The sequence below is a fragment of the Chamaesiphon sp. OTE_8_metabat_110 genome (assembly GCF_031382685.1).
In the GTDB taxonomy this organism is placed as follows: Bacteria; Cyanobacteriota; Cyanobacteriia; order Cyanobacteriales; family Chamaesiphonaceae; genus Chamaesiphon.
Window position 1 is genome coordinate 1 of sequence record NZ_JANMZA010000028.1, and the last position, 10,788, is coordinate 10,788.

Here is a 10,788-nt window from a genome sequence, read left to right on the forward strand (position 1 = left end):
TTTGTTTATTTGGGTGGTTGCGGAGTCCTCCACCCCACCCCACCCCTCCCCTTAAACAGGGGAGGTATTAATAACGCCCCCCTTTATACGGGGGGTTGGGGGGTAAACCAACCTAAATCGAAGTCTAGCCGACTTGTACGGGTCAACGACTACGCAGCTACTCAAGTCAGCCCGATCGCTACTCGATATTCATTCATAAAATGGATTAACCACAATGAAAATATTGCCTTTAATACTCGGAATCGTGGTACCGCCAGTAGGTGTTTTTATGACCTACGGAATTGGCCCGACACTGTTTATCAATATTGGCTTAACTTTACTCGGTTGGATTCCCGGCAGCATTCATGCAGTTTGGGCGATCGCCAAGCAAGACCAAGCTTACTAGTGTTTTAGTGGATAGTTTTAGTACTTAAATTTTGAGTCTATTTCTATCAGTTCTACACACTGATTCAAGATAAAAATAAGTCAGTACTTAACTCGCGTTGAGATTTTCAAGGGATAAAAATATGAACAATAATCTAATTGGTTATGCAATGACCACACTAGCCACCGCCCTAGGTTTGCTAGTAATCGATACCATCGTCCCAGGGATCGATATTGCCAATTTTCCAGCCGCACTGTTAGCTGCTGCCGCGATCGGAGGTATCAACTCCACTATTCGCCCCGTGCTGTCGCTACTATCCTTACCGATTAACTTTTTGAGTCTAGGAGCGTTTTCACTAGTAGTCAACGGGATCTGCCTGTGGTTGGCTGCTCTATTTGTACCTGGCTTCGCGATTCACGGCTTAATCAGCTTCTTGGCAGGGCCAGTTGTATTGTCTCTCGCCAGCACTTTCATGAACAACTACTTTGCCGAAAGAAAGCTCTTAAATCCAGCGAGTGATTCTTCAATGGCGATCGAGAAGTAATCTTAATTAACCTAGATTCAAGTTAAGGATATTTGCTCTGCTTTAGCACCGCCTCCGATTGTGTCTTGAACAAGTGCGGTCTTGGGGCTAACGTTACAAAGTCTTCCCAGTAGCGTGGGCAATGCCCACAAAGGTTTCAGGCACAATCTATTTTATAAAAAATTGTGCCTACATACTTAGACCTAAATAAATTTAGCACTTTTATCCCCTAGAAAATCTATTCTGGGTGGATTTTAGGTAGTTTTAATTGCGGCAATAATTCTCTCGGAAAATTATTGAGTTCGACAAATCATTAACCAATAAGAAACAATGATGAACATAATTTTAGCCGCTCGGCTAGCCCAACTGGCACAGATCGAGATCGCGCCGGGGGCATTCGTGGTCGAGAATCCGGCTGCTGCTACTACCAACTCGAACTTAGCACTCGGAGTGCTAGCGGGGATTGCGATGGCATTTGCCTTTCAGTTATTGCTCACCAACCTGTCAGTAGCGCTAGTTGCCTCGCCCGGTACGCCGGATCTGGATAGCGATTCAGATGACGATGAGAGTTTGCTCGATACAGTACGCGGCATCGAAACTAAAGTCGGCATCGGCGTACTCGTGACAGCCTCGATCGCGTTATTTGCCGCGTGTTATTTGGCAGTCAGACTTACACTAGTCGATAGCGCTTTCATTGGGGCGGTTGTGGGTGTGACGATTTGGGCGGTGTATTTTACCGTTGTCATGTGGCTCGGATCGAGTGCTGTCGGGTCGCTGCTCGGCTCGATCGCCAGTACTGCTACCTCCGGTCTGCAAGGGCTAATGGGTACCGCCACCGCCGCTGTGGGTGCCAATGTGGCTAAAAATCAAGCCATCTCTACTGCTGAAGATATTACTGCCGTTGTCCGCCGTGAGTTGACGGCTGGCTTCGATCCGAGCAGCATTCAAAAGACACTCCAAAGCTCATTGAGCGGTCTGAAGCTGCCCGACCTAGATGTAGACAAAATCGGTTCGCAGTTTGAAAAACTGATCCAAGAATCCGATCTCAAAGATCTGGCAAATAGCGATTTACTCAGCAACGTCAATCGCCAAACCTTTGTCGATTTGGTCGGTAGCCGCACCGACTTATCCAAACAAGATCTCAACAAAATTGCCGACAAGCTGGAAAGCACCTGGAAACAAGTGTCGGGTAAAGGTGGTAAAGCCGATGTGCCCAGCCAGTTGCTCGATCTAATTAAGTCAGTCAACCCTGAAGATTTAAACCCTGACGAATTGACGGGCAAACTCCAAACGATCGTCAAAGGTAGCAACCTTGGCGGCGGGAACGGTGGGAGCCTGGTAAACCAAGCATTGCAAGTCGGTTTAAGCACATTGGTTGGTAAGGTAGTCCAAAATGCCAATCTGTCCGATTTAGATGTCGAAAAAGTTGCCACTCAGGTCAACAAAATCAAAGCCGCCGTACTGAGTTCCGCTGACGGTAACAATCCAACTTCAGCAGAGCCATCTGGCTCCACAGAAGAATCGCGACCATTTAGCGTCATCCAAGCAGATCTGCAAGACTACCTGCTCTCTTCTCCCGCCTGGAAACTCAGCCAAGCCAACGTCAAGCAAGAATTCAAAGATGTCGTCTTCGATCCGCAAGCCGATCCTGCGGCAATTCGCCAGCAGCTAGAACCGCTCGATCGCAATTACTTCGTGCAAACCCTCTCAATGCGCGACGATCTCCAGCCAGATAGCATCGAAAGTCTCGCCAACTATTTCGACGAAGCCAAATCAGAAATCTTGGACTCGACTCGCGTCCCCAATTCAGCTTCCGTCCCCGCCCTCGACCTCCAAGCCAAAGCCCAGGAGCTACGGGGTAAAGTTGAAGCCTATCTGCGCGATACCAATCGCGAAGAACTTAATCCTGACGGGATCGAGCGCGATCTCAAAGTTTTATTTGACGATCCTCAAGCTGGCATCGATGCGCTTAAAGAACGGCTGTCGCAATTCGATCGCGATACCTTGGTTCAGCTCTTGAGCCAGCGTCAAGACCTCGATGAAGACCAAATCAATAAAGCGATCGATCGGATCGACAAAGCCCGTCAGAGCGCCCTGGACGCACCGCGCCAACTAACCGAGCAAGCTAAAGCTCAGTACGAAAAAACCACTGCGGCGATCTCCGAATACCTCCGCAAGACCAACCTCTCAGAACTCGACCCAGACGGGATTAAACGCGACCTCCAAACCCTGTTAGATGACCCCAAAGCGGGCGCTGGTGCCCTCCGCGAACGGTTATCTCAAGTCGATCGTGAGACTCTCGTCAAGCTGCTCACCCAGCAAGGCAACCTCACCGAAGAACAGGTCAACCAAAGTGTAGACCAATTGCAATCGGCAATTACTTCGATCGTCAAAGCACCCCGCCGCCTCGCCAGCCGCGCTAAAAAACAAGCAGTAGACTTTGAAGCCAATCTCGAAAACTACCTCCGCAATACCAATAAAGAGGAGTTAAATCCCGATGGTATCAAGCGCGACTTAGGACTATTGCTCAAAGATCCTAGCGCTGGTTTTAATAGCTTAGGCGATCGCGTCAGCAAATTCGATCGAACTACCTTCGTCTCATTGCTGTCCCAACGGGAAGATATCAGCGAATATGAAGCAAACGAGATTGCCGATCGGGTAGAATCGAGCTATAAGTCAATCACCGAACAACTTCAGAAGATCCAACAAACCTTCCAATCCTCGATCGATAGCCTGTTTGGCAAAGTCCGCGACTATCTCAACGGACTCGAACGTCCCGAACTCAACTATGAAGGCATCCAAGCCGACTTCAGCAAGCTGTTTGACGACCCACAAGCCGGATTTGAAGCCCTCGGCGAACGGTTTGGCGAATTCGATCGCGAGACTTTAGTCGCCGTCCTCAGCTCCCGCGAGGATATCTCTGAAGCCGACGCCAATCGGATTATCGACAAAATCGAATCTACCCGCGATGGCGTCCTCCAACGCGCCCAGCAGGTACAACTCGAAGTCAAAAAACGCATCAAAAAGATCCAAAAACAGACGCGCCAACAAGCGATCGAAACTCAAAAGGTCGCCGCCGGAGCTGCATGGTGGTTATTTAGTACGGCGATAACATCGCTAGCCGCCTCCGCCGTCGCCGGGATTATTGCTGTCAAAGGATTTGGTATGCTCTAAATATTAAATCGAGCGCAGTCATCAGAGTAGTTATTACTCTGGTGACTGTTGTGTTTTGAGGATCGATCTAGTTTCTACCAGGATTCAGCACAGTGACAACAACGCTAACCAAGGATTCCAACCCGCCACAGTGGCATTCCCTCCCAGCCACTGAAGCTGCCCAACTGCTCGACACCAATCTCCAAACAGGCTTAAGTATCGCCGATGCCGATCGCCGACACGCCCAATTTGGTGCCAATCAACTAGTTGGTAAAGCCGGAAAAAGTGCTTGGCTGCGGTTTGTCCTCCAATTCAATCAGCCGCTACTGTACATTCTGCTGGCTGCTGGGGTAGTAACAGCCCTATTAGAGGAATGGGTCGATTCTAGCGTGATTTTTGGCGTGACCATTATTAATGCCATTATCGGCTTTGTCCAAGAATCCCAAGCTGAAGGGGCAATCGCGGCCCTCGCCAAGTCCGTAACTACCGAAACAACCCTTATCAGGGACGGTAAAACCCGGAAGATTCCTGCCGAGCAGTTGGTGCCAGGGGATCTCGTCCAGCTTGCAGCGGGGGACAAGATCCCTGCCGATCTGCGGCTGATTGCTGTCAACAATCTCACCGTGGATGAATCGGGATTGACAGGTGAATCAATGCCGATTCAGAAAAACACCACGCCATTAGCCGCGACTACGACATTGGCAGAACGTACCAGCATGGCTTATATGGGCAGTTTGGTTACTTCTGGACAAGGGCAGGGCTTGGTAGTCGCGATCGCCACTGCGACCGAAACCGGGCGGATCTCGCAATTGATGGAGCAGAGCACCGATGTCGAAACGCCGATAACCCGCAAGCTGGGCAAATTTAGTAAAAATTTGCTGTACATCATCTTGGGATTGGCAGTACTGAACTTTATCGTGGCACTGCCCCAAAATGAATCTTGGGTAGAGGTCTTCACTACCACCGTGGCTTTTGCCGTGGCGGCCATCCCGGAAGGCTTGCCTGCGATCGTCACGATTACACTGGCAATTGGTGTTTCGCGCTTGGCAAAACGCAATGCGATCGTCCGCAAGCTAGCAGCCGTCGAAACGCTCGGTAGCACGACTGTCATTTGTTCCGATAAAACCGGAACGCTCACCGAAAATCAGATGACAGTCCAAGCGATCTACGCAGGCGATCGCGACTATACGGTGACGGGGGTTGGCTATGCGCCCGACGGGGAAGTGTTATTGGCAGATCGCCCGATCGTCCAGACGACACCCGCCCTGATTCAATGCCTCACCGCCGGACAGTCGTGCAATGATTCCCATCTCCAATCCCAAGCGGGGCAATACACGATCGTCGGCGATCCTACCGAAGCCGCCTTGATTGTCTCTGCCCAAAAAGCCGGATTAAATCGCCAAGACTCAGACTCTCAACTGCCGAGAATAGATACGATCCCGTTTGAGTCAGCATTTCAGTACATGGCGACCCTGCATCAAACCAACTCCACCGAGCTGTTAATCTATGTCAAAGGATCGATCGAATCGATCCTCCAACGGTGCGATCGCCTCCTCGACGATCGCGGTCAGTTTGCCACTCTAGACAGAGCGAGGATCGAGCGCAAGGTCGATGAAATGGCTCAACAGGGGTTGCGCGTCCTCGCCTTCGCTAGCAAGTCCGTGCCGACCGCACCGCAGCCGCTAGCGCATTCTGACATCGAGCAAGGACTAGTTTTTCTAGGATTGCAGGGGATGCTCGATCCACCCCGACCTGCGGCAATTAAAGCGATTCGAGTCTGTCAAGCAGCGGGGATTCAGGTCAAGATGATTACTGGCGACCACATTTTAACTGCCACGGCGATCGCCCGGATGATGCAACTGAGCCAGTCTGAGCCAGAATCCCATACGGGACAAGCACTCAGTCAGATGGACGCACGGAAGTTTGCCCAAGCTGCCTATACGGGTGTCGTCTTTGCGCGGGTGGCTCCAGAGCAGAAATTGCGGCTAGTTGAAGCCCTCCAAGCTCAAGGCGCGATCGTGGCGATGACTGGCGATGGGGTCAACGATGCCCCCGCCCTCAAGCAAGCAGATCTAGGCATTGCGATGGGCATTACTGGTACTGAAGTTGCCAAAGAAGCCGCCGCGATGATCTTAGCCGATGATAACTTTGCCTCGATCGCCGCCGCCGTCGAAGAAGGGCGCACGGTATATCAAAATCTGCTCCGCGCGATCGCCTTCGCCCTCCCAGTCAATGGGGGTGAAGGTTTGACGATTTTGGTAAGCGTACTGTTAGGGCGAGTGTTACCTATTCTGCCATTGCAAATTCTCTGGATTAATATGGTCAGTGCCACTGCTCTAACAGTCCCGCTCGCCTTTGAACCCAAGTCCAAAGACGTGATGAAGTTGCCACCGCGCAACCCCAATGAACCGCTACTCACCCCGCGTCTGCTGCGGCGAATCGCGATAATTTCGCTGTTTAATGTCATCGCCGTTCTTGTTAGTTTTGAATGGGCACAACAAACGATCGGGAATATCGCAGTAGCGCGGACGATGGCTGTCAATACGTTAATCTCTGCCGAAGCCTTTTACCTGCTGAGTATTACGCAATTTGTGCCGTCCTTATTTGCCAGACTTCGCGATCGTCATCACCAGATTGCCTATATGCCCGCGATCGGCATTATCGCCATCCTCGCTTTGCAATGGTTGTTTGTCGAGTGGAGCGTGATGAATCAATTGTTCCAAACAGTACCCCTGAGTTTCGATCGCGCCCTAATTAGCGTTGTTGTCAGCTTGCCGATCGTGATTATTGTCAAGCTCCTAAATCGGTTCGACCCGATCGAGTAGCTAAGTAAAAGCATAATCTATCGCCTATTCCATACACCTTTTGATAGAAGGTTTATCACCAACTTCAATGATAATCTTACATTTAAGGTTCGATCGATATCGTCCGATCGATCTTTCAATCCTAATTCATGCCATAAATATACACGTAAAAGATCCCATGAAAAAAATATTGAATTCGATCCAAAACCTATTTGTCAAAAGCTTATGGACAATTGGACTAGCAAGTTTGATCTTGGCTACCAACCTTATCCTACTCCCCTCTAGCTATGCCGCACCGCCAATTGCTCGCGCTAATGAAAAAGTAATTCAACCATTTGAATTGACCAACCCTGCCGCCACTCGTTCGGAAGCATACGATGAGATTGCTAAGCTCAACAAAGATCCCAAAGCTCTCATCGAAGCTGAAATGAAAGAAGAGCAAGCCGAAGAAAAAGCCTTCAAGCAAGAACAAAAAGAGATCGAGAGTGCGGGTAAATAATTCTAATAGTCCCCGACTTCTTGGAGAAATCGGGGATCTGAATCAGCAATATCTGCCCACCATCTTAATTTTAGCTAGATTTATTATTATTTAGGAGTGGCTTGCAGATCCGGTCTTTCTTCAGGCAAAATAGCACCTTCGATCGGGCAAACCTGAATACAAATACCACAGTCGATACAAGTCGAAAAATCAATCCAATACCAATCGGTACCCAAAGTATTTTTCCCTGGGCCATCATGAATACAGGCGACGGGACATGCCGCTACACAGTCAGCTATACCTTCACAAACATTGGTAACGATCGAGTGAGCCACAGTTTCTTCTCTCTAATTTTGAGGGCAACAATAATTAATATTAACGTAGATGACATGTCTCGATCGACACGTCTCTAAGTCATAATTTTGGGAACTTTGAAGAAATCAGTTTCGCGATCTGGTGCCGCATCAAAGATACCTGCCAGATTTTGATATGCAGTTCGATCGTCGTGACGGGTAATATTGCTCATATCAATGGCTCTAGTCGTCGGCTCGACATCATTGGTATCGAGTTCGCTCAGTTGTTCAAAGTAGTCAAGGATACTACTCATCTGTCCTGCATACTGCTCTTCTTCGTCGGGAGTCAGCTCCAATCGAGCCAAAAGAGCGACTTTGTGTACTTGTTCGCGATCGAGCATGGGTAAGGGGTAAGGGGTAAGGGGTAAAAGGTGAAAGGTAAAAGGTAAAAGGTAAAAGGTAAAAGGTAATAGAGAGAACATCTAAACTCTATTCACCATCCACCATTCACTATTCACTATCCACTATTCACTATCCACTAAAAATAAATATCTATCTGCGATCGTCCGGTAGTTTTGAGCCAGTTTTGGGCTTCGATATAGTTGTTGGGAGCGATTTTGATGGCTTGAATCCAGTATTCGGCGGCTTTGCCCAAGCAAGCTTCACTAGTGGTGAGATCGCCTTCTTCGGCGGCTTTTTCACCTTGATAGTGATAGATGACGGCGATATTATTGAGAGCTTGGCACAGGCGTGAATTGAGTTCGACAGCCTGAGAGTAAAGGTTTAGGGCGCGCGTATGTTCGCCGTTACTCGCGTGGATCAGACCCATATTGTACAAAATATAGCTGCGATCGTAGTCGTTTTCTTCGAGTCGAAGGGCTTCTTCGTAGTTGTCTAGAGCTTCGGCGTATTCACCATCGGCTTGCGCGGACATGCCATCGCGATAGTAGACAAAGGCTTCTTTAGCACGTTTGTTGGTAGGCATGATCTTGAGTAAGATATCTGCCATGACGGTAAAGCTTTTGTCGATGAAGTTATCGTTCTTCTGGGTTCTTGGCATAAGAGTTAAATTAAATAATCATTAGTAATCGATAATTGAGTGGCGATCGGCACCCATCATCTATTTTACCGTTCTGGGAAATGAAACCAAGGGCTAGTAACAATTCTCTTTAGTTAGCCAGCCTCTGTAGCGGTCTCACTAATATTTTTAGAGTCGCTACCTAAAAATATTGCGAGCGTAGATCGAAAGCCAATATCGATACTTATTATAATCGTCCAGATCCTTGTCCTCCCAACCTCATACGATTTCTGGATTCGACAAACTACATTGGCGTGTGAATTTTAGTCTCTTGGCAGGGTATACTGATGTTAGATTAGAATTTAGCCTTTTGTAGTATAGTATTCTTGTACTATTCTAGCAATCGAGTTTCACCTCCCCCGATATCCATTACAAGGAATTAAATAAATGCGTATCATTGATAGCTTCGCAATTGCATCATTGCTCACAGTAGGTTTTACAGCTCCATCTTTAGCTGCGACTATTGCTAACGGTAGTTTTGAAACACCAGCATTGTCACCCGGTGGCGCGCAAGGTTTTGCCGCTGGAAGTAGTATTGGTGGTTGGAATGTTTTAGGTGGTGGAGTTGTGCTATTAGAAACCACCTATAGCGAGTCAGCTCCTAATAGTATTAACGCATTTACAGCGGCAGAAGGTTTTAATAGTCTCGACCTGACTGGTTCTGGTAATACAGGAACTGATAGTGGTGTAGAACAAGCGATTGCTACCAACGCTGGTGAAGTTTATCGTTTGGCCTTCTCTGTTGGTGTTGCTAACGGTGGCCCAGTGTACCAAACACCCTCAAGCTTAGGACTGAGTATTGATAGTGGTTCAAGAATCGCATTCACAAACTCTACATTCTCCGCAGGTACTGTAAATTGGCAGTCGTATTTCTATGACTTTACTGCGACATCCGGATCTACCTCGATCGCTTTTTTAAACAGTACATTAGACAACAATTTCGTAGGTCTGGACAACGTTCAAATTTCGACCATATCTTCTGCTGCCAGCGTCCCTGAGCCTTTCACCATTATTGGTTCTATCGTTGGGGGTAGCGCAGCATTCCGGATGAGAAAGAAACTAAAGTCTAACTCTACCGACAAAAACTAGAATCTAGACATCCAACTCATCAATAATAAATAAACCCTCTCTTAACAATTGCTAAGAGGGGGTTTATTATTAGCTCAGAGATCTCAACACGATCTTGGTGACTAGAATTAGCGAGCGCAGTGCGAGCATCTACACCGATCTGCTCATTCTCGAATTTCGCTAGCTGCCATCGCGACCTGGGAGCATCCCAATTTTTATTAGTTTGCTAAATAATAAGTTTCTCTCAAGCCAGACTTGAGGAAATGCGGCGATCGAGACTAGTTTATCTTTAGGGATTGTAAAAAGTGGGATGATACCTTACCCCAGTTTAGTTTTTCTTCAACCAGCTAAACATCGCGCGGAGATCCTTACCGACTGATTCGATTTGGTGCTCGGCTTCCAAGCGACGGACGGCAGTGAAACCAGCATTGCCAGATTGTTTTTCGAGGATAAATTCGCGGGCAAATTGTCCCGATTGAATTTCACTCAAGATCTTCTTCATCTCTAGCTTAGTCGCATCGTTGACAATCCGGGGGCCGCGCGTGTAGTCGCCATATTCAGCCGTATTCGAGATGCTACTCCGCATCTCTGCCAAGCCACCAACGACAACGAGATCGACGATCAGTTTAACTTCGTGGAGGCACTCAAAATAGGCGAGTTCGGGTTGATAACCTGCTTCGACGAGCGTTTCAAACCCGGCTTTAATTAAGGCGCTTAAGCCGCCACATAATACTGCCTGCTCGCCGAAGAGGTCGGTTTCGGTTTCTTCGCGGAACGTAGTTTCGAGGATACCCGCTCGGGTACCACCAACGCCTTTAGCATAAGCCATCGCTCGATCGCGCGCTTGACCGGAAGCATCTTGATAGACAGCAAATAAAGCAGGTACCCCTTGACCTTTTTGGTACTCGTAGCGCACCGTATGTCCGGGGCCTTTGGGTGCGACCATGATGACATCGACATCTGCTGGTGGCAAGACTTGCCCGAAGTGAATGTTAAATCCGTGGGCAAAAGCCAGCGTTTTACCCGC

The 10,788-nt window shown here is 48.4% G+C and carries 10 protein-coding genes; 6 read left to right on the forward strand and 4 right to left on the reverse strand.

The window, feature by feature from the left end; genetic code table 11:
* Nucleotides 1–214 precede the first annotated feature (214 nt).
* From RMO52_RS01080 to RMO52_RS01100, 5 genes are all read left to right on the forward strand, one after another.
* Nucleotides 215–385 (forward strand): YqaE/Pmp3 family membrane protein, encoded by a 171-nt coding sequence (locus tag RMO52_RS01080; protein WP_309738718.1) that lies wholly within the window; start codon nt 215–217, stop codon nt 383–385.
* Between the two features lie 121 nt (nt 386–506).
* Nucleotides 507–908 (forward strand): phage holin family protein, encoded by a 402-nt coding sequence (locus RMO52_RS01085; RefSeq protein ID WP_309738717.1) that lies wholly within the window; start codon nt 507–509, stop codon nt 906–908.
* Nucleotides 909–1,220: 312 nt separating this feature from the next.
* Nucleotides 1,221–4,061, forward strand: a complete 2,841-nt coding sequence (locus RMO52_RS01090; protein ID WP_396134852.1) for an MFS transporter — start codon at nt 1,221–1,223, stop codon at nt 4,059–4,061.
* A gap of 92 nt (nt 4,062–4,153) precedes the next feature.
* The gene (locus RMO52_RS01095) at nt 4,154–6,865 is read left to right on the forward strand and encodes an HAD-IC family P-type ATPase (protein ID WP_310410201.1); all 2,712 of its coding nucleotides are present in this window, start codon (nt 4,154–4,156) and stop codon (nt 6,863–6,865) included.
* 157 nt (nt 6,866–7,022) lie between these two features.
* On the forward strand, nt 7,023–7,343 hold the full coding sequence (locus tag RMO52_RS01100; RefSeq protein WP_309738714.1) for a hypothetical protein: 321 nt from the start codon (nt 7,023–7,025) through the stop codon (nt 7,341–7,343).
* A gap of 86 nt (nt 7,344–7,429) precedes the next feature.
* Here RMO52_RS01100 and RMO52_RS01105 read toward each other — a convergent pair whose 3' ends face one another.
* The 3 genes from RMO52_RS01105 to RMO52_RS01115 form a co-directional block, all read right to left on the reverse strand.
* The gene (locus RMO52_RS01105; RefSeq protein ID WP_309738712.1) at nt 7,430–7,657 is read right to left on the reverse strand and encodes a ferredoxin family protein; all 228 of its coding nucleotides are present in this window, start codon (nt 7,655–7,657) and stop codon (nt 7,430–7,432) included.
* A 74-nt stretch (nt 7,658–7,731) separates the two neighbouring features.
* A complete protein-coding gene (gene gatC / locus RMO52_RS01110; protein WP_310410204.1) occupies nt 7,732–8,016 on the reverse strand; it encodes an Asp-tRNA(Asn)/Glu-tRNA(Gln) amidotransferase subunit GatC in 285 nt (94 codons plus the stop codon).
* Nucleotides 8,017–8,153: 137 nt separating this feature from the next.
* Nucleotides 8,154–8,675, reverse strand: a complete 522-nt coding sequence (locus RMO52_RS01115) for a photosystem I assembly protein Ycf3 (RefSeq protein WP_309738709.1) — start codon at nt 8,673–8,675, stop codon at nt 8,154–8,156.
* 405 nt (nt 8,676–9,080) lie between these two features.
* Here RMO52_RS01115 and RMO52_RS01120 point away from each other — a divergent pair, with 405 nt between their 5' ends.
* The gene (locus RMO52_RS01120) at nt 9,081–9,782 is read left to right on the forward strand and encodes a DUF642 domain-containing protein (RefSeq protein WP_310410207.1); all 702 of its coding nucleotides are present in this window, start codon (nt 9,081–9,083) and stop codon (nt 9,780–9,782) included.
* 307 nt (nt 9,783–10,089) lie between these two features.
* On the opposite strand, the gene ilvC is transcribed toward RMO52_RS01120, so the two are convergent.
* The coding region (gene ilvC / locus RMO52_RS01125) for a ketol-acid reductoisomerase (RefSeq protein ID WP_310410209.1) at nt 10,090–10,788 on the reverse strand (699 nt) is incomplete at its 5' end.

Excerpts from the sequence above, each read along its gene's own strand:
- gatC (WP_310410204.1), bottom strand. The coding sequence starts at position 8,016 with ATGCTCGATCGCGAACAAGTACACAAAGTCGCTCTTTTGGCTCGATTG.
- RMO52_RS01080 (WP_309738718.1), top strand. The coding sequence starts at position 215 with ATGAAAATATTGCCTTTAATACTCGGAATCGTGGTACCGCCAGTAGGT.
- RMO52_RS01120 (WP_310410207.1), top strand. The coding sequence starts at position 9,081 with ATGCGTATCATTGATAGCTTCGCAATTGCATCATTGCTCACAGTAGGT.
- RMO52_RS01115 (WP_309738709.1), bottom strand. The coding sequence starts at position 8,675 with ATGCCAAGAACCCAGAAGAACGATAACTTCATCGACAAAAGCTTTACC.
- RMO52_RS01090 (WP_396134852.1), top strand. The coding sequence starts at position 1,221 with ATGAACATAATTTTAGCCGCTCGGCTAGCCCAACTGGCACAGATCGAG.
- RMO52_RS01085 (WP_309738717.1), top strand. The coding sequence starts at position 507 with ATGAACAATAATCTAATTGGTTATGCAATGACCACACTAGCCACCGCC.
- RMO52_RS01100 (WP_309738714.1), top strand. The coding sequence starts at position 7,023 with ATGAAAAAAATATTGAATTCGATCCAAAACCTATTTGTCAAAAGCTTA.